Genomic DNA, 16876 nt, shown 5'->3' with positions numbered 1-16876 from the left:
GGTACATCGCATGCCATGAGACTTGGTGGATTGTTTGGAACACTCGTGCTCATCTGGCTGATCATCGGGGTGGTGGCGGCCTGGCAGCGCGACTATTTCCATGGTGGATCAGCTAACTGCGCGACCGCAGGCGCCATAGCGCTGACGGTCCTCGCCGGCCCGCTCAACTATGCGGGCGTCAATCCGAAGGTGGACGAGTGTCGTTTGCCACAACCCAGCGCGATGGTTCCCGTCGCCGCGGTGAATTGAGGTTGCCATGATTGTTCTCGGGGCAATTCTGCTCATCCTCGGCTTGCTCTTCAACATCTACCTGCTGTGGGTGATCGGCGTGATCTTGCTGGTCATCGGCGGCGTGTTCTGGTTGCTCGGCGCCATCGGACGGCCGGTCGCCGGGCGGCGCAGCTGGTACTGATCACAACGAAGGAGGAACTGATGCCCAATCCGTCGATCAAGGACGAGAAGCTCTACGAGGAGCTGCGCGACGAAGGCAATTCGAAGGAGAAAGCAGCGCGGATCTCCAACGCCGCGGCCGCCAGAGGCCGTTCGAGTGTCGGCCGCGCGGGCGGCGAGTCCGGTTCCTACGACGACTGGACCGTCGACGATCTTCGTGGCCGGGCGAAAGAGCTTGGGATCAAAGGATATTCCGACAAGAACAAGCGCGAACTGATCGGGATGCTCAGGAACCACTGATTGCCCGGTCCGGGACGGCCTCGCTCACGGCCCCGCCGCATGGCGGGGCCGTATGCCCTGCTCAGGGCATTTCGCGGAAGCGCGGAGAGAGCTACTGCAGATGATCATGGTGTTTTCCTCGCCAGAGGAGCTCAGGAGTTCTACCGTGGAGTCAGCCCATGCACGGCAGGTGGGGCGAGAAGTGGCGGGAAGGAGCAGCCATGCACGGCCCAAAAGATCCAGTTGATCACGCTCGGACAACCCGGCCGCATGCCGGCGAGTCGATGAAGGACAACGTCATCATGCCTGCGCTGGTACTGATCCTGGTGGGATTGGTGCTGTTCGTCGGCACCCTGGCGGCGTTCGCCACCGGCCACTCCGATGTCGGCCTGACCGTGGGCACGCTGTCTGCGGCGGGATTCGTCATCGGATCGATGTGGCTGGCCCTGGAACACATGAGGGTGCGGCGTATCGAGGACCGCTGGTACACCGATCATCCCGGCGTGATGCGGCAGCGGCCGAGCAGCTGAGGTCCGCGCCGAGCGACCCGGCCGCTGTGCGGCCGGGTCCCTGTCTCGCGGTGGGGTCCGGGCTCAGAAAGTGAGCGCGAGAACCGCGAAATCGATTGCCAACAATGCCAATCCGGCAATCGGAACCAGGATGCCGTAACGCATCCGCGAGGTGAAGATCGATACGGCGATCGTGACCACAGGTACCACAGGCGCGCCGTAGAACAGGATCCCGAACCAGAATTCTCCCGGCCCTTTGCTCGCACACACGTCGCCGGTACACCCGGCCATGCCCATCACCGCCCCCATGCCGTAGAGGAACACCACGACCGCCGCGGGAATGGTCAACACCACCAGAACCCAGGTGATCGAGATCCTCATCCGCCGCTCGCCGGTGTGCTCTGTCTGCAGAGTCTGTGATTCGGTCATGGCGTTCGCATACCCAGTTTCGCGGCATTCTGCACGGGTATCCCAGCGCCATGGCCAGATTCGGATACACCCTGATGACCGAGCAGAGCGGCCCACGGCAGCTCGTCGACTACGCGGTGTCAGCAGAGCAGGCAGGCTTCGATTTCGAGGTGAGCAGTGACCACTACAGCCCGTGGCTGGCCAGCCAGGGGCACGCGCCCAATGCCTGGCCCGTACTGGGCGCGGTGGCGCACGCCACCGAGAAGGTGCAGCTGTACTCGTACGTGACGTGCCCGACGATCAGGTACCACCCGGCGATCGTCGCCCAGCAGGCCGCCACCGTGCAGATCCTGGCCGACGGCCGGTTCACCCTCGGCCTCGGCAGCGGGGAGAACCTCAACGAACACGTCGTGGGGCAGGGCTGGCCGACCGTCGAGCGCCGCCTCGACATGCTGGCCGAGGCGATCAAGCTGATCCGCGAACTGCTCAGCGGCGACCTCATCGACTTCAGAGGCGAGTTCTATGAGGTGGACTCGGCGCGGTTATGGGATGTCCCGGAAGTCCCGGTGACGATTGCCGTCTCCATGACCGGCGAGAAGTCGGTCGAGAAGCTCGCCGTCGCGGCCGACCACCTGATCAACGTCGCACCCGACCGCGCCATCGTCGAAGGTTGGCAGCAGCGTCGGCAGGCCACCGGGGTACTGCCCGAGGGCCGGGTGATCGGACAGGTGCCCGTGTGCTGGGACCCAGACCGGGACGCCGCGGTGGAGCGGGCCCATGACCAGTTCCGCTGGTTCGGCGGCGGCTGGGCCGTCAACGCGGACCTACCGACGCCCGCCGGTTTCGCCGCGGCCACCCGATACGTGCGCCGGGAGGACGTCGCCTCGGCCATCCCGTGCGGGCCGGACCTGGACGCGATCGCCGCGGCCGTGGCTCCTTACCTCGAAGCGGGATTCACCGATATCGCCCTTGTTCAGATCGGTGACGAGGGCCAACAGCGATTCCTCGACCAGGCGGCACGACCGCTATTGGCTGCGCTGCGTGCCGAGTTCGACTGAGCCGCCGGTCGACATCGGATGCCCCAGTCTCATCGCCAGCGGCAACACGAGCCAGACACCCACGAACGTCACCAGGGCGACGGCCCCGGCGACGAACCCGGCTTGGCGCCCGGCCACGGTGTCGAAGATCAACTCGGTCACCCCGGCCATCGCGAGCCCGAGCAACACCAGCCCGACGAATGCACACCGGTGCGCGGCGGAGACCAGAAGGTTCAACCGGTGCCTGCGGAACAGGATGCGGTGCATGCCAACCGGGGCGACCAGCAGTGCGGTGGCCGCGGCGGAGCATGCCACCGTCACGAGGTAAAGGACGCGCATGGGCTCGTCGAGCATCGAGAACCGCTCCTGGAACGGCAAAGTCAGCAGCAGGCCGGTGAGCAACTGAACGCCCGTCTGCACCACCCGCAGCTCCTGCAGCAGGCTGCTCCAGTTGCGGTCCAGCCGTTCGGCTTCCGTCTCCTGGCGCGCGGTCTGGTCCCAGGGCTGATCCAGCTCGGGGTGGTCCGCATCCATATCGTCGATAATCCCACGTCGAACACAGGTTTCGGGCTGCGTCGCGATGGGCATCCCTGGCGGGGGTCCCAGGCGGGGCCCTGTCAGGGCGCAGGAAGGAACGGCAGGTCTCGTGAGACGAGGGTCCCAGCTGGAATACTGTCGATCCGAGATGTCGGGAGGTGAGATGGCCGACGAACAAGGCCAACCCAAGCCGCTGCACCGCGGGGATCGGTCGGTGGAGATTCGGGTCGCGGCCAGGCTGGAGAACCTGGCCGTAGTGCGCACACTCGTCGCTGCGGTCGCAGCCTTCGAGGACCTTGATTTCGATGTCGTCGCCGATCTGCGATTGGCGGTGGACGAAGCCTGCACCGCACTGATCAGGGCCGCGGTCCCGGATTCGAGCCTGCAGTTGGTCGTCGACCCGCACGAGGAATCGGTGGTGATCACCGCCTCCACCACCTGTACGGGTGCCGCGGTGGTCGAGCCGGGCAGCTTCAGCTGGCATGTGCTGAGTTCCCTGACCGACGAGGTGAAGACCTTCGCCGACGGTGACGGGCCCGACACCGGCCAGGTATTCGGAATCACCCTGACAACGAGGCGAGCGAGCCTGCTGCGGTGACGTCGGAATATGCGGACGTTCGCGAGATGTTTCGCGAACTCAGCGGACTGTCCGAAGACTCGTCGGCTCGCGAACGTCAACGCGAGCGGATCGTCGAGCGCTGCCTGCCGCTCGCCGACCACATCGCGCGGCGATTCGACGGTCGCGGTGAGCCGCGTGAAGATCTGGTCCAGGTGGCCAGAGTCGGACTCGTCAACGCGATAAACCGGTTCGATGTCGAGGCCGGGTCGGACTTCGTGTCATTCGCGGTGCCGACGATCATGGGGGAGGTCCGGCGCCACTTCCGCGATAACAGCTGGTCGGTGAAGGTGCCGCGCCGGCTCAAGGAACTGCACCTGCGCCTCGGCGCGGCGACTGCGGAGCTGTCCCAGCGGCTGGGCCGTGCCCCGACCGCCTCGGAGCTCGCCGAGGAACTCGACATGGACCGCGAAGAGGTGATCGAGGGTCTGGTCGCGGGCAGCTCGTACAACACCCTGTCGATCGACAGCGGCGGCGGGGGCGACGAAGATGCCCCCGCGATAGTCGACACGCTCGGCGATCTGGACGCCGGCCTGGATCGAATCGACAATCGAGAAACACTGCGGCCGTTGCTCGCTCAACTTCCAGAGCGGGAGCGGACGGTGTTGATCCTGCGGTTCTTCGAATCCATGACGCAGACGCAGATCGCCGAGCGGGTCGGTGTCTCGCAGATGCACGTATCGCGACTGCTCGCGAAATCGCTAGCGCGACTTCGCGACCAGCTGCAGTAGCGGGGTCTTGCCGTTCAGCGTGGACAGCGCCGCGGCCACGCTGTAGCACGTGCGCCACGCGGAATCCGGATCGCAGATGCGCAGCAATCGGTTGACTGCCTTGCTGGGCACCAAAACCCAGTCTGTGTCGGTGGCCGAGCAGCGCTCGTCGATGGCTGTGAGCGCGGATAACCCTGCGGTGCCGAAGAACTGGACATCGGTGAGGTCGACCGCGACTCGCTCGGCCTTGCCGGTATGCCGCAACGCGTAGTCGGCGAAGTCGCCTGCGTTGACGGCGTCGATTTCGCCGTGAGCGCTGATCACCGCCGTTGTCGGCGGCAGCCAGCGGGTGGCGAATGTGGCTGGCGATTCGTCGGTCCGGTCGATCAGTGCGCTCGTCGAAAAGACGGTCATTTGTGGCTCCATCAGTCGTAATACACGTATTCGTACTGTTGGTGCGGCGCCAATCGACAGCGGTGCGAGTTCCCGCGCGTATGTCGATGACGCTCGCTGCGGCTGTGAACTCAACCTGTAAAGGACCCTACCGCCATCAAGGTCATCGGACAATTTGTCTGAGTGGATTCTTATAGTTCCAGGTCAGACTTGTTGCCATGTCGAAGGCCGACGCGGTTGCCGGGGTGGTGCTGGCCGCCGGTGCGGGCAGCCGCTTCGGGATGCCGAAAGTTCTTGCTGATGCCGGTGATTGGCTCGTCCACGCGGTCAGCGCGCTCGACCGCGGTGGCTGCGACGACGTCATCGTGGTGCTCGGCGCCGCCGTGGTCGAGGTGCCTGAGCCGGCCCGCGCGGTGGTGGCCACCCGCTGGGCCGACGGCATGAGCGCGTCGGTGCGCGAAGGGCTGAACGCCGTCGGCGACGCCGAGTGGGTTGTCCTGCACACCGTCGACACTCCCGACGTCGGCGCCGCCGTCGTGGCCAGGGTGCTGGACGCGGCACGCGGCGCGGGTTCCGGTCTGGCCCGTGCCCGCTACGACGGCCGTCCCGGCCATCCGGTCGTACTGGCCCGCAGACACGTCGCGGCGCTGGCTGCCACGTTGCACGGCGACCAGGGCGCCCGGGCGTTCCTCGGTGGCCGCGACGACGTCATCGCCGTGGAATGCGGTGACCTGGCCACTGGTCTCGACATCGACGAACGCTGACCGCACGTCAGCGGAAGGCGTAACCCCCGTCTGGGAAAAGGGTGGAACCGGTAGTGATCCGGCTGCTCAGCAGATAGCCCACCGACTGCGCGATCTCATCTTCGTCGGCCAACCGTCCGATGGTGGAGGCGTCGCGATAGGCGCCGAACGCCTGTTCCCGGATCGCGGGATCACGTTGGCTCCACAGATTGCCTTCGACCGTGCCAGGGGCGATTGCGTTGACGGTCACCGGCGCCAATTCCACAGCCAATCCGCGGGCCAGGCCTTCGATCGCCGCGTTGGCCGCGCTGTAAGCAGGAGCGATCGCGGCCGGGCGGGCACTGGCGGCACCCGACATCAGCACGATCGCGGCGTCAGGGCTCAGCACCGGAATCGCCGACTTGACCACGCGGTACTGCCCCCAGAACTTGGAGTCGAACACCGTGGCCGCCTGTTCGACACTGAGCCCGGCCATCGGACCGGTCAGGTAGTCGGCGGCGGTGGTGAACAGGCCGTGGACGGAGCCGAGCCTGGTACCGACGAAATCGAAGAACGCGTCGATCGAATCCTGGTCAGCGGTATCGACCTGATGCCAACTGGCTTGCGGGCCGAGGGTTGCCGCGGCGGCGGCCAGCCGCTCGGGCGTGCGCCCGCCCAACACGACCGTGCCCTTCCCCGCAGTGACCAGGCGGGCGGTAGCCAGACCGATGCCCGAGCCACCGCCGACGAGCACGATGTTGCGGCCTGCGAACGGGTGTGCCGAAGGATGAGGTGGCATGCGCCCGAGGCTAGAAGCTCGCAGTGCGGCTGAGCGCCCACACCGTGCGGTCCGGGTTGCCGGCCTGCTTATTCCGCACGATTCACGGTGGGTGAAAGCCGCCGACGGACTACAGCAGACCGAGCCGTTCGACCGCGTGGCGCTCGTCGAGCAGTTCGGCCACCGACGCGTCGATCCGGGCCCGCGAGAAGTCGTTGACCTCCAAGCCCTCCACGATCTCCCACACGCCGTCGACCGCGCGCACCGGCAGGGAGGCGACCACACCTTCGGGGATCCCGTAGACACCGGGAGACGGCAGCGCCACCGACGTCCAGTCATCGGGGTCGGTGCCGTCGACCCAGTCCCGGACGTGATCGATGGCGGCGTTGGCAGCCGATGCCGCCGACGAGGTGCCGCGCGCCTCGATGATCGCGGTACCGCGGGTGGCCACCGTCGGGATGAAGTCGTGGGTCAGCCAGTCGGTGTCCGATGCGAACTCCGAGCCCGGCCGCCCGTCGACGACTGCGTGGAAGATGTCGGGGTACATGGTCGGGGAGTGGTTGCCCCACACGGTCACCCGGGACACGTCGGTGACGTGCACACCTGCGTGGGTGGCGAGGGCGGCGACTGCCCGGTTGTGGTCGAGCCGGGTCAGCGCGGTGAACCTCTCAGCCGGAATGTCGGGCGCGTGGGCCGAGGCCACCAGCGCATTGGTGTTCGCCGGATTGCCGACCACGACGACGCGCACGTCGTTGGCCGCGCCGGCGTTCAGGGCCTTGCCCGATTCGGCGAAGATCGCGGCGTTGGCGGCCAGCAGATCGGCACGCTCCATGCCCTTGCTGCGCGGCCGCGCCCCGACCAGCAGCGCGACGTCGACGCCGTCGAACGCCCGCACCGGATCGTCGTGAATCTCGATGTCGACCAGCCCGTCGAAGGCGCTGTCGACCAGCTCCATCACCACGCCTTCGGCCGCACGGATCGCCGAGGGCAGTTCCAGCAGGCGCAGCTTCACCGGCACGTCGCGTCCCAGCAGGGCGCCCGCGCCGATCCGGAACAGCGCGGCATAGCCGATCTGGCCCGCGGCGCCGGTAACGGTCACGATCTTGGGAGTCGGGCTCACGTGTGCACCTCCAGCCCGAGCACCTGCGTCGCGTAGCGCCGCACCGTGTCCTCCGAGATGGCCGCGGCGTCCTCGAAACCGGGACGGCCCCGGCTGCTCAGGAATCCCGTGACGGGATCCAGGATGACCTCGGCGAGCAGCTCGCCGGTGGTCGGTTCGCACACCGCCCAGGTGTACCGGGTGTCATCGGCCCAGCCGTCGGCGGCGTCGTGAACGTAGTCCAGGTCCTCTTCGCCGAGGTCGGTGAGCGCGGGCCGGTCGTCGACCCGGTCGTCGGCGCGCAGCCCGCGCAGATACCACTGGCCGTTGTTGATCTCCACAGGTTCCACGGGACCAGCGTTCCATAGCCGGTCCCCTGAAACACCGCGAGGCTGCAGCCACCGGGTGTGGTGGCTACAGCCTCGCGGAAAAAGACTGGGCGCTACTTGATCTCGGCGATCACGGTGCCCTGGGTGATGGCGGCACCGGCCTCGACGGCCAGGCCGGTGATGACACCGTCCTTGTGCGCCGTCACCGGGTTCTCCATCTTCATGGCCTCCAGGACCACCACGAGGTCGCCCGCGGACACTTCCTGGCCTTCCTCGACGGCCACCTTGACCACGGTGCCCTGCATCGGTGCGGTCACCGAGTCACCCGAAGCCGCCGTCGCGCCGCCGCCGCCACGCTTGCGGGCCTTGGGCTTCTTGCGGACGACGCCGGGGGCAGCGCCGCCGCCACCGCCGAGCGCCAGGTCACCGGGCAGCGACACCTCGAGGCGACGGCCGCCGACCTCGACGACCACGGTCTGGCGAGGAATGGTGTCCTCTTCCTCGATCGGATCGCCACCGGTGAACGGCTCGACCGTGTTGTCCCACTCGGTCTCGATCCAGCGGGTGTGCACGTCGAACTTCTCGCCGTCGCCGATGAAGGCCGGGTCGGCGGTCACGGCGCGGTGGAACGGGATGACGGTGGCCAGACCCTCGACGTTGAACTCGGCGAGGGCGCGACGCGAGCGGGCCAGGGCCTCTTCGCGGGTGGCGCCGGTGACGATCAGCTTGGCCAGCATCGAGTCGAACTGGCCGCCGATGACCGAGCCGCTCTCCACACCGGAGTCCATCCGGACGCCCGGGCCCGTCGGGGCCTCGAACTTGGTGACGGGGCCGGGGGCAGGCAGGAAGCCGCGGCCGGCATCCTCGCCGTTGATGCGGAACTCGAACGAGTGACCGCGCGGGGTCGGATCCTCGGTGATGTCCAGCGCCTCGCCGTTGGCGATCTTGAACTGCTGCAGCACCAGGTCGATGCCCGAGGTCTCCTCGGTGACCGGGTGTTCCACCTGCAGACGGGTGTTGACCTCCAGGAAGGAGATCAGGCCGTCCTGGCCGACCAGGTACTCGACGGTGCCTGCACCGTAGTAACCGGCCTCCTTGCAGATGCGCTTGGCGGACTCGTGGATCTCCTTGCGCTGCGCGTCGGTCAGGAACGGCGCCGGGGCCTCCTCGACCAGCTTCTGGAAGCGGCGCTGCAGCGAGCAGTCGCGGGTGCCGGCGACGACCACGTTGCCGTGGGTATCGGCGATCACCTGGGCCTCGACGTGGCGCGGCTTGTCCAGGTAGCGCTCGACGAAGCACTCGCCGCGACCGAACGCGGCGACGGCCTCACGGGTCGCCGACTCGAACAGCTCGGGGATCTCCTCGATGGTGCGGGCCACCTTCATGCCGCGACCGCCACCGCCGAAGGCGGCCTTGATCGCGACCGGCACGCCGTACTCCTTGGCGAACGCGACGACCTCGTCGGCGTCCTTGACCGGGTCCGGGGTGCCCGGCACCAGCGGTGCCTGGGCACGCGCGGCGATGTGGCGCGCGGTGACCTTGTCACCGAGGTCGCGAATCGACTGCGGGCTGGGCCCGATCCAGATCAGCCCGGCGTCGAGCACGGCCTGGGCGAAGTCGGCGTTCTCCGACAGGAAGCCGTAACCCGGGTGGATGGCGTTGGCGCCGGACTTCGCGGCAGCGTCCAGGATCTTCTCGAAGACCAGGTAGGACTCGGCTGAGGTCTGGCCCCCCAGGGCGAAAGCTTCATCGGCGAGCCGCACGTGCGGTGCATCGGCGTCGGGCTCGGCATACACGGCCACGCTGGCAAGCCCAGCGTCCTTGGCGGCGCGGATCACCCGTACCGCGATCTCCCCGCGATTGGCGACCAGCACCTTGGAGATCTTTGAGCTGGCGTGGTTGGCCACGGTGCCTCCTCGGCAGTTCTCTAAGAAACGTCTTTAAGAATCTATCGCGGGCAGTTTATGCGCCGCACCTTGAGGCTTCCCAATCCGGTATCGGTTACCGGTGAGTAGGTTTCACACCGAATCTAACGGGTGTCACATCAGTCCTGTTGGAGGCCCGAAATTCCCGCACCGAGCGGCTGCCCGACGCCATTACTGTTGGTCCGTGGATTCTCATCGTCGTGGGCGTGTTGGTCGGCGGAGTCATGGTGGCCGGACCCAAAGGTATCTGGTGGGCCACCCAGTCGTGGAAGTTCCGCCATCCAGAAGCCAACGAGCCGAGCGATCTGTCCTACGGGATGACCCGTGCCAGCGGTGTGCTGTTGATCTGCCTGGCTTTGGTCATGGGCAGCGTGGTCATCTCCGATTCCCTGTCGATGTCAGCGGCCGAGAAACGGGAGCAGGAGGCCGAGGCGCAGCAGAAGGCGGCTGAGAAGGGCGTCCAGCTCGACGACGGGACTTCGTCGAGCCAGCCGCCCGGGGGTTGTCAGGTGGTCCCCGCGTTGTCCCGCCTGGGTACCTCCACGGTGACGGTGAACGTGAAGCTGCGTTGGTCCGATGCCGGTGGCGGGCCTGACGCAGACAAGGCGGGGTGTCGAACCGGAAGCCCGGAGGTGCGGGCGATGACCAGCAGATGGGGCAAAATCACCGACGGCACAACAGTTCTCACCGACGGCCCCATCGCAGACAAGGCCGGTACCGAGGTTTCCGGCGTCGGGCCGGGGAATCGGGTGCCGCGGAGCTGACCGGATTCCGGCGGCCTCAGGCCGCGCGCAACCGCCGCTTGATCCGCGTCAGCATCGCCGACATACCGCGCAGCCGCAGCGGGCTGATCAACGCGGCCAGGCCCAGTGCGGTGTAGAAGTCGTCGGGCACCGCCAGGATGTCATCGGCCGACTGGCCGTCCAGGCCCTCCGCCAGGATCGCGGCGAACCCGCGCGTCGTCGGGGCCTCCGGGGGAGCGCTGAAGTACAGCCGAACCTTGTCCCGGTCGGAGGCGTCGACGTCCAGAAACAGCGGTGACTGGCACTCGGGAACCGGCTCCATGGCCGCCTCCTCGAGGTGGGAGGGCAACGGCGGCAACTCGTTGGCGAACTCCAACAGCAGCTGCAACTTGTCCTGGCCGGCCACCTCCTGGAAGTCGGAGACGACCTCTGCCAGGGCGGCCGGCATCGTCACGGGGCTTCGCCCGGGTCCGGGCCGACGGCAACCGGGACCCGCACGGCATTGCCCCATTCGGTCCACGAGCCGTCGTAGTTGCGCACCCCGGGCAACCCCAGCAGATGGGTCAGCACGAACCAGGTGTGGCTCGAGCGCTCGCCGATCCGGCAGTACACCACCGTCTCGTCGTCCGGCTTGAGGAAGCCATAGAGGTCCTCGAGTTCGGCGCGGCTGCGGAACTGCCCGCTGTCCCTGGCTGCCTTGGCCCAGGGGATCGACTTGGCAGTGGGGATGTGCCCGCCGCGCAGCGCGCCTTCCTCCGGGTAGTCGGGCATGTGGGTGCGTTCGCCCGTGTACTCCTGGGGCGAGCGGACGTCGATCAACGGCTGTTTGCCCAGGATGTCGAGCACGTCGTTGCGGTAGGCGCGGATCGGGGCGTCGTTGCGCTCTACCACCGGGTAGCCGCTGGACTGCCGGGTGGGCACCTCAAGGGTGGTGTCGCGGCCGTGGGAGACCCACAGATCGCGCCCGCCGTCGAGAAGGCGCACGTCAGGGTGGCCGAACAGGGTGAACACCCACAGTGCGTAGGCCGCCCACCAGTTGCTCTTGTCGCCGTAGATGACGACGGTGTCGTCGCGGCCGATGCCCTTGCGGTCCATCAACTCGGCGAATTGCTCACCGTTGATGTAGTCACGCACATTGGGGTCATTGAGGTCGAGATGCCAGTCGATCTTCACCGCGCCCGGGATGTGGCCGGTGTCGTAGAGCAGGACGTCCTCGTCGGACTCGACGATGGCCAAGCCGGGCCGACCCAGGTTGCTGGCCAGCCAGTCGGCGGTGACCAGGCGCTCCGGATGGGCGTACTCGGCAAGAGTGGGGCTGGGATCAGCAGGCAGCGGCACACCAAGAGCGTACCGTCGGTCCGGATATTCGCGGCGGGGCAGTGCTCATGTCCGGCGTCCCGGCTATGCGGTGAATGCCACCTCGTAGGCGACGGCGAAGCGGCGGGCGCCGTTGTTGGCGCGGAAGAGTGAGCCGCCGTTCTGAGACCAGGTCACCACCCGCAGCAGTCTCTTGCCCGGGGACAGGCGCTTGGCGATGATGTCGGCGAATGCGGCGCGCAGCCGCTCCAGATCGCTTGTCTCGAAGTCGCGTCCGACGCGAACATCCCACATTGTTTCTTCGACTGGCATCGGCCCAGTGTCAACCCGTGGTTGAGACTATTCGGGTATCGACGCGGCGCGCCGCCTTCTCGAAAAGGTTGCAATTTGGTCACTGCAGCCCCACGGGAAACAACGGTCGACACCGTTGGCCGGCCCGGCCGACCCGGCATCGGCACTGCGGCGTTACCGAATAGTGGTCCTACTCAACGAGATCCGGGTGAGGGCGTGGGCGGTGCCATCGGTAGCTTCCCGATGCGAGAGGAGGTGCGATCCATGGCCGCACGAATGGTCGCCGCCGCAGGCAAGATTGCTGCCGTCATGTCGCTCGCGGGCGCGCTGCACCTGGCCGGGCCGGCCGGCGTCGCGGAGGCAGCGCCCGACAGGGGGCCGATCGTCGTCTACATCGTCGAGCACGGGGAACCCGTATTCAGTGACCCGGCTTTGCCCTTGTCTGCCAACGGCATACGCCACGGCAAGGCCGTTCACACGGTGCTCCGCGATGTGAAGTTCACAAACGTCTACTCGTCGAGTGCCCTGCGATCGAAGCAGACCGTGTCCTACACGGCGGATCCGCTCGGCCTGCCGGTCGTGCAGCTGCCCAACGGGGATCCCACCACCCCCACCGAAGCCGCGGTAGAACCGATCGTGCAAGCCGTGACGGGACTCCCCGCCGGCAGCACGGCCCTGGTGGGAGGCAACACGGAGAACATCTACCGCATCATCAACAAGTTGGGAATTCCCGTCGTCCAAGGCTGCAGTCCCAACGGGCAATGTGTGCCGTGCCCGGACAAGACCTGCTTCACCGAAAACGACCTGAACAGCATCTGGCGGGTCACGATCTATCCAGCCGGCTCGGGCTTCCCGCCCGGCTTGAAGCCGGCCACGACCCTGGACCGCATCCACACGGAATCGCCCAACATCATGACCCCGCCGAGGTCAGCTGTCGGGTGAGTCGGTCAGCGCTGGGGGTGGGACGACCACAGATCGGCGATCGACACCCCAGCCGAGGCGAGCATCCGGCGCAGCAGCGGCAGGCTCAACCCGATCACATTGGACGGGTCTCCGTCGATACCGTCGATGAACCAGCCGCCCAGCCCGTCGAGCGTGAAACCGCCTGCGACACCGAGCGGTTCGCCACTCTGGAGATATGCCTCGAGGTCCGCCTCTGAGGGTGAACCGAAATAAACCGCGGTGATACCGGTATCGGCGACGCGATGCGCGACGGCACCGTCACGCACGACGAGCACGGCGTGGCCCGAATGCAGCTGTGCCGTCCGGCCCGACATCGCCTGCCATTGCTTGCGCGCGGTCTCGACATCTCCCGGCTTGCCGCACAGCTGCCCGTCCAGCAGCAGCATCGAATCGCAACCGATGACGACACAGTCCCCGGCGATCGCCGGGGGCAGGTGGGTGAACACCTCGTCGGCCTTGGCCGCGGCCAGTCCGCTCACCACCTTTTCCGGTGGGGCGCCGGCCAACGATGCCATCACAGCGTCCTCGTCGACGCCGGACACCACCACCAACGGATCGAGGCCGGCCTGGCGCAGAACGCCAAGCCGGCCTGTCGATGCCGAACCGAGAACGACCCGGGTCATTCAGTGCTGTCTCTTCTTCGCGCAAGCGCTCATCAGCGCCGCATGTGGGTGCGCTCCAGGAGCGTCACCCGCTGCCAGCTGAAGATCGAGTAGCGCAGCTTGTCCACCGGGTGGCCCCACAGATTGCGGTCGCGCACCGCGGGCTCGGCAGCGCCGCCACCGGCGGTGCCGAGGACGGCCATCAGCGCGGCCATCTCCTCGTCGGTGGGCTGACCGCGCAGCACCTTGATGTGTGCCTCGTGATCCGTCTTGACGTCTTCGGCCGCAGTCTCTTCGGCCACACTCGCCTCGCTCACAGTGGGATGTTCCCGTGCTTCTTCGGCGGCATCTGGATGATCTTGCGCTCCAGCAGTCGCAGTGCGTTGGCCACGTAGCCGCGGGTGTGCGACGGCGGGATGACCGCGTCGACGTATCCGCGCTCAGCGGCGATGTAGGGGTTGACCAGAGTGTCCTCGTAGGTCTGCTGTAGCTCCAGGCGCAGCGCGTCCACGTCCTCACCCTTGGAAGCGGCGTCCTTGAGCTGCTGGCGGTACACGAAGCCCACCGCGCCCGAGGCGCCCATCACGGCGATCTGGGCCGTCGGCCAGGCCACCACCACGTCGGCGCCCATGTCCTTGGAACCCATCACGCAGTACGCGCCGCCGTAGGACTTGCGGGTGATGACGGTGACCTTGGCGACCGTGGCCTCACCGTAGGCGTAGAGCAGCTTGGCGCCGCGCCGGATGATGCCGTTGTACTCCTGGTCGGTGCCGGGCAGGAAGCCCGGGACGTCGACCAGCAGGACGATCGGGATGTTGAAGCAGTCGCAGGTCCGGATGAACCGGGCGGCCTTCTCCGAGGCGTTGATGTCGAGGCAGCCGGCGAACTGGGTGGGCTGGTTGGCCACGATGCCCACCGGGCGGCCGTCGACCCGGCCGAAGCCGACCACGATGTTGCCTGCGTAACCGGCCTGCACCTCGAGGAACTCGTCGTCGTCGAGGATCCGGGTGATGACCTCGTGCATGTCGTAGGGCTGATTCGGGGAATCCGGGATCAGCGTGTCGAGCTCGATGTCCTCATCGGTCAGGGTCTCTTCGATCGAGCCCTGGGCCGGGGCCACCGGGTAGTGCGGCGGCTCGGCGTAGTTGTTCGGGGGCAGGTAGCTCAGCAGATCGCGGACGTACTCGAAGGCGTCCTGCTCACCGGAGGCGACGTAGTGCGCGGTGCCGGACTTGGCCATGTGGGTGTGGGCGCCGCCCAGCTCCTCCATGGTGACGTCCTCGCCGGTGACGGTCTTGATGACGTCCGGTCCGGTGATGAACATCTGGCTGGTCTGGTCGACCATGACGATGAAGTCGGTCAGCGCCGGGGAGTAGACGTGGCCACCGGCCGCGGCACCCATGATCAGCGAGATCTGCGGGATGACACCCGAGGCCTTGATGTTGTTGTGGAAGATCCGGCTGTACAGGCCGAGCGAGACCACACCCTCCTGGATGCGGGCACCGGCGCCGTCGTTGATGCCGATCAGCGGGCGGCCGGTCTTGATGGCCAGCTCCTGGACCTTGACGATCTTCTCGCCGTAGACCTCGCCGAGGCTGCCGCCGAACACGGTGGCGTCCTGGCTGAAGATGCAGACGTCGCGGCCGTCGATGGTGCCGTACCCGGTGATCACACCGTCACCCAGCGGCCGGTTGTTCTCCAGGCCGAAGTTGGTGCTGCGGTGCTTGGCCAGCGCGTCGAGTTCGACGAACGAACCCTCGTCGAGCAGGGCAAGGATGCGCTCACGGGCGGTCAGCTTGCCCTTGGCGTGCACCTTGTCCACGGCGGCTTCGCCGACAGGATGCAGCGTCTCCTCGGCCCGCCTCTTGAGATCAGCCAGCTTGCCTGCAGTGGTGTGGATGTCCACCTGGTGCTCGGCGGACGGCTCGGTAACGCTCGTCATGGGTCACGATGTTATCGGTAACCCTAAGACTGGTCTAAGAGAGGTGGACGTGGCGCGCGTCACTGCGGTGGTGGTTGTGTGCTGTGGCCTGACGGCGCGCCGGGCCATGGGCCTACGCTCTCGACCATGACCACCGGGCCGCTTGTGCTGTCCGAACTGGGCACCGATCCCGCATCGGTGCTGCGGCTCGTCGCCCAGTTCGACGCGCTGGAGGAGCAGGAGGTCAACGCGGACGCGGCCGTGCGGTTTGCCGCACTGATCGCTGGATGCCCCGTTGGTGTCCGGTGGCCGGGAGGAACCGTCGTCCGTTACGACGCGTCGGGTCGTCTCGATCCGATCGAGGACGGGGCCGTGCCGCCACCGAACGACCAGGAGACGGTGGTCTGGGTGGAACGTGGCGGATCCGGTCACCCGTTGGACGCGGTGCTCCTCGACCGGTTGCGCCGGCTGGTGGGTCGCGTCGCGGTGCGGACCGGGGTGAGCGGTACCCCGCATCTGGGCGATCCCGCGCTCCTCGAGGTGGTGTTGTCGGCCAAGGAACATCGCGAAGACCGGGCCCGGGCGATCCGGCTGCTGGGGCTCGACGAGACCAGGCCGACGTGCGTGCTGGCGGCATCCGGGCATTCCCCGCGGGAGACCGTGCGCCTCGTCACCGGTGAGCTGGCCGCGCCCACGGTGCGCTCGGCGGTGATCGGCAACGCGACCGCCATCGTGTGTCAGGGGTCGTTCGACATGACCGAACTGTCGGATCGGCTGGAGCGCCTGATCGTCGAGCAGTTTCCGGCGGTGGTGAACATCGGCACCGCCTCGGGCCCGTGGATCGGCATCGGATCGGTGGGAAACGCTTTCAGCGCGTCGACCTCGTGGCATGAGGCCATTCGCGCGCTGCGGTTCGCGTCATCGACGGGATTCGGCAGGCGCGTGGTGGCCTATGAGCGGCTGAGCTCGCTGGAGCTGCTGGCCGACCTCCCGATCGACCGCGTGCGACGCAATCGAGATGTGGCTCGTATCAACGAGATTGCGTCGACGCCTGCCGGAGACCTGGATGTGCAGACCACCGAGGCGTTCTTCGTCTACGGCTCGCTGCGGCGGACGGCCGCCGAACTGCACGTGCACCACAGCACGGTCGCGGCCCGGCTGGCACGCGTGCAGGCCGCGATGGGATGGGATTTCGAAGAACCGGTGGACCGCTTCCTGGGCACCCTGGTGCTCATGGTCCGGCGGATCGCGATGTCGTCGGCGGAACTCGCCGACGCGGACCTGCTCTAGGCGCGCGCTATCTGCCC

At 67.2% G+C, this 16876-nt stretch carries 24 protein-coding genes; 11 read left to right on the top strand and 13 right to left on the bottom strand.

From position 1 onward, the window contains the following. Positions 1 to 15 precede the first annotated feature (15 nt). From G6N57_RS28075 to usfY, 4 genes are all read left to right on the top strand, one after another. Complete coding sequence (locus tag G6N57_RS28075; protein WP_077743462.1) at positions 16 to 249, top strand: hypothetical protein; 234 nt, start codon at positions 16 to 18, stop codon at positions 247 to 249. A 7-nt stretch (positions 250 to 256) separates the two neighbouring features. After that, positions 257 to 412, top strand: coding sequence for a DUF6131 family protein (locus G6N57_RS31740; protein WP_097926350.1), 156 nt, complete (start codon positions 257 to 259; stop codon positions 410 to 412). A gap of 20 nt (positions 413 to 432) precedes the next feature. Next, the gene (locus G6N57_RS28070; protein WP_065514747.1) at positions 433 to 690 is read left to right on the top strand and encodes a DUF7218 family protein; all 258 of its coding nucleotides are present in this window, start codon (positions 433 to 435) and stop codon (positions 688 to 690) included. Positions 691 to 890: 200 nt separating this feature from the next. Next, positions 891 to 1199 carry a protein UsfY gene (gene usfY, locus G6N57_RS28065; RefSeq protein WP_036440358.1) on the top strand — a complete coding sequence of 103 codons (309 nt, stop codon included), beginning with the start codon at positions 891 to 893 and terminating at the stop codon, positions 1197 to 1199. A 63-nt stretch (positions 1200 to 1262) separates the two neighbouring features. On the opposite strand, the gene G6N57_RS28060 is transcribed toward usfY, so the two are convergent. Then, the gene (locus tag G6N57_RS28060) at positions 1263 to 1607 is read right to left on the bottom strand and encodes a hypothetical protein (RefSeq protein ID WP_077743463.1); all 345 of its coding nucleotides are present in this window, start codon (positions 1605 to 1607) and stop codon (positions 1263 to 1265) included. Between the two features lie 50 nt (positions 1608 to 1657). Here G6N57_RS28060 and G6N57_RS28055 point away from each other — a divergent pair, with 50 nt between their 5' ends. Further along, on the top strand, positions 1658 to 2644 hold the full coding sequence (locus G6N57_RS28055; RefSeq protein ID WP_077743464.1) for an LLM class F420-dependent oxidoreductase: 987 nt from the start codon (positions 1658 to 1660) through the stop codon (positions 2642 to 2644). On the opposite strand, the gene G6N57_RS28050 is transcribed toward G6N57_RS28055, so the two are convergent. Then, complete coding sequence (locus G6N57_RS28050; protein WP_077743465.1) at positions 2612 to 3157, bottom strand: DUF6328 family protein; 546 nt, start codon at positions 3155 to 3157, stop codon at positions 2612 to 2614. The genes G6N57_RS28055 and G6N57_RS28050 overlap by 33 nt on opposite strands. 166 nt (positions 3158 to 3323) lie before the next feature. Here G6N57_RS28050 and G6N57_RS28045 point away from each other — a divergent pair, with 166 nt between their 5' ends. Together G6N57_RS28045 and G6N57_RS28040 are read left to right on the top strand one after the other, a co-directional pair. Further along, a complete protein-coding gene (locus G6N57_RS28045; RefSeq protein ID WP_077743466.1) occupies positions 3324 to 3758 on the top strand; it encodes an ATP-binding protein in 435 nt (144 codons plus the stop codon). A 26-nt stretch (positions 3759 to 3784) separates the two neighbouring features. Then, positions 3785 to 4507: an RNA polymerase sigma factor SigF gene (locus tag G6N57_RS28040; protein ID WP_234815821.1), complete on the top strand. Its 723-nt coding sequence runs from the start codon at positions 3785 to 3787 to the stop codon at positions 4505 to 4507. Here the strand turns inward: G6N57_RS28040 and G6N57_RS28035 are convergent. After that, positions 4478 to 4900: an STAS domain-containing protein gene (locus G6N57_RS28035; protein WP_077743468.1), complete on the bottom strand. Its 423-nt coding sequence runs from the start codon at positions 4898 to 4900 to the stop codon at positions 4478 to 4480. The two genes, G6N57_RS28040 and G6N57_RS28035, sit on opposite strands and share 30 nt — an antisense overlap. A 197-nt stretch (positions 4901 to 5097) precedes the next feature. Between G6N57_RS28035 and G6N57_RS28030 the strand changes: the two genes are divergently transcribed. Continuing rightward, the gene (locus tag G6N57_RS28030; RefSeq protein WP_077743469.1) at positions 5098 to 5643 is read left to right on the top strand and encodes a nucleotidyltransferase family protein; all 546 of its coding nucleotides are present in this window, start codon (positions 5098 to 5100) and stop codon (positions 5641 to 5643) included. Positions 5644 to 5650: 7 nt separating this feature from the next. On the opposite strand, the gene G6N57_RS28025 is transcribed toward G6N57_RS28030, so the two are convergent. The 4 genes from G6N57_RS28025 to G6N57_RS28010 form a co-directional block, all read right to left on the bottom strand. Beyond that, complete coding sequence (locus G6N57_RS28025) at positions 5651 to 6400, bottom strand: SDR family oxidoreductase (RefSeq protein WP_077743470.1); 750 nt, start codon at positions 6398 to 6400, stop codon at positions 5651 to 5653. Positions 6401 to 6509: 109 nt separating this feature from the next. Next, on the bottom strand, positions 6510 to 7499 hold the full coding sequence (locus G6N57_RS28020) for a malate dehydrogenase (RefSeq protein ID WP_077743471.1): 990 nt from the start codon (positions 7497 to 7499) through the stop codon (positions 6510 to 6512). Then, a complete protein-coding gene (locus G6N57_RS28015) occupies positions 7496 to 7828 on the bottom strand; it encodes a hypothetical protein (protein WP_077743472.1) in 333 nt (110 codons plus the stop codon). The genes G6N57_RS28020 and G6N57_RS28015 overlap by 4 nt, the downstream gene beginning before the upstream one ends. 92 nt (positions 7829 to 7920) lie before the next feature. Then, entirely contained in the window at positions 7921 to 9714 is a 1794-nt protein-coding gene (locus tag G6N57_RS28010; protein WP_077743473.1) for an acetyl-CoA carboxylase biotin carboxylase subunit, read from the bottom strand. A 218-nt stretch (positions 9715 to 9932) separates the two neighbouring features. On the opposite strand from G6N57_RS28010, the gene G6N57_RS28005 reads away from it, so the two are divergent. Then, positions 9933 to 10496 (top strand): DUF6199 family natural product biosynthesis protein, encoded by a 564-nt coding sequence (locus tag G6N57_RS28005; RefSeq protein WP_077743474.1) that lies wholly within the window; start codon positions 9933 to 9935, stop codon positions 10494 to 10496. Positions 10497 to 10512: 16 nt separating this feature from the next. On the opposite strand, the gene G6N57_RS28000 is transcribed toward G6N57_RS28005, so the two are convergent. From G6N57_RS28000 to G6N57_RS27990, 3 genes are all read right to left on the bottom strand, one after another. Beyond that, on the bottom strand, positions 10513 to 10923 hold the full coding sequence (locus G6N57_RS28000) for a SufE family protein (protein WP_077743475.1): 411 nt from the start codon (positions 10921 to 10923) through the stop codon (positions 10513 to 10515). Between the two features lie 2 nt (positions 10924 to 10925). Then, positions 10926 to 11813 carry a sulfurtransferase gene (locus G6N57_RS27995; RefSeq protein WP_077743476.1) on the bottom strand — a complete coding sequence of 296 codons (888 nt, stop codon included), beginning with the start codon at positions 11811 to 11813 and terminating at the stop codon, positions 10926 to 10928. A gap of 63 nt (positions 11814 to 11876) precedes the next feature. After that, entirely contained in the window at positions 11877 to 12104 is a 228-nt protein-coding gene (locus tag G6N57_RS27990) for a hypothetical protein (RefSeq protein WP_234793531.1), read from the bottom strand. 243 nt (positions 12105 to 12347) lie between these two features. On the opposite strand from G6N57_RS27990, the gene G6N57_RS27985 reads away from it, so the two are divergent. Continuing rightward, positions 12348 to 13025, top strand: a complete 678-nt coding sequence (locus G6N57_RS27985; RefSeq protein ID WP_162564021.1) for a histidine phosphatase family protein — start codon at positions 12348 to 12350, stop codon at positions 13023 to 13025. A gap of 5 nt (positions 13026 to 13030) precedes the next feature. On the opposite strand, the gene G6N57_RS27980 is transcribed toward G6N57_RS27985, so the two are convergent. From G6N57_RS27980 to G6N57_RS27970, 3 genes are read right to left on the bottom strand one after another with little or no spacing between them, the layout of a single operon-like run. Then, the gene (locus G6N57_RS27980) at positions 13031 to 13669 is read right to left on the bottom strand and encodes a Maf family protein (RefSeq protein WP_077743478.1); all 639 of its coding nucleotides are present in this window, start codon (positions 13667 to 13669) and stop codon (positions 13031 to 13033) included. Positions 13670 to 13701: 32 nt separating this feature from the next. Continuing rightward, complete coding sequence (locus tag G6N57_RS27975; RefSeq protein ID WP_077743479.1) at positions 13702 to 13965, bottom strand: acyl-CoA carboxylase subunit epsilon; 264 nt, start codon at positions 13963 to 13965, stop codon at positions 13702 to 13704. Continuing rightward, positions 13962 to 15590, bottom strand: a complete 1629-nt coding sequence (locus G6N57_RS27970) for an acyl-CoA carboxylase subunit beta (RefSeq protein WP_077743480.1) — start codon at positions 15588 to 15590, stop codon at positions 13962 to 13964. The genes G6N57_RS27975 and G6N57_RS27970 overlap by 4 nt, the downstream gene beginning before the upstream one ends. Before the next feature lie 126 nt (positions 15591 to 15716). On the opposite strand from G6N57_RS27970, the gene G6N57_RS27965 reads away from it, so the two are divergent. After that, positions 15717 to 16859, top strand: coding sequence for a PucR family transcriptional regulator (locus G6N57_RS27965; protein ID WP_077743481.1), 1143 nt, complete (start codon positions 15717 to 15719; stop codon positions 16857 to 16859). The last annotated feature ends 17 nt before the right edge of the window (positions 16860 to 16876 follow it).

It is taken from the genome of Mycolicibacterium boenickei (assembly GCF_010731295.1).
Lineage (GTDB): Bacteria > Actinomycetota > Actinomycetes > Mycobacteriales > Mycobacteriaceae > Mycobacterium > Mycobacterium boenickei.
Note: the sequence above shows the minus strand (reverse complement) of the source record. Positions and strands in the feature narration are given on the sequence as shown.